Origin of the sequence: Legionella tucsonensis (assembly GCF_001468035.1) — a bacterium.
GTDB lineage: Bacteria > Pseudomonadota > Gammaproteobacteria > Legionellales > Legionellaceae > Legionella > Legionella tucsonensis.
This window is the reverse complement of the sequence record NZ_LNZA01000009.1, coordinates 1-407: the sequence shown is the minus strand read 5'-3', so window position 1 is coordinate 407 and position 407 is coordinate 1. Positions and strand designations below refer to the sequence as shown.

Genomic DNA, 407 nt, shown 5'->3' with positions numbered 1-407 from the left:
TGTTTGTAAAATCAATGCCTGTCCGCCGACATTCCATCCAGTACTTGGGCAAGGAACAGTAACGTTACCTGGGGTGCAAACTGGACCCATGGTACCAGCGAATACTGCACTGCTACCTAAAGCAAGAACAGCTAACGCTGTTTTTTTCAAATTTAACATGCTTATCTCCACTTTTTTATTATTATTTCCGTTCGTTACCAATTTTAAATTGTTAGCAACGGTACGCATATTCGCTCTATACCGAGAGCGTACCTTGCTCAATTATCTTACCTGACCCTTATAAAGTCAACAGTATTGATTAAATTTTTAAAATGATAACGAATTAAATGTTTCCTATATACTTCAGGCCGAAGTAAGGACCAGCAGCAGCGAAGTCAGTTGCAGTTACTGGCAATACAGTTGTATTT

General features: G+C 39.1%; 1 pseudogene. It reads right to left on the bottom strand.

From position 1 onward, the window contains the following. A pseudogene (locus tag Ltuc_RS15910) lies at window positions 1-159 on the bottom strand (Lpg1974 family pore-forming outer membrane protein); the annotation flags it as partial. Window positions 160-407 lie beyond the last annotated feature (248 nt).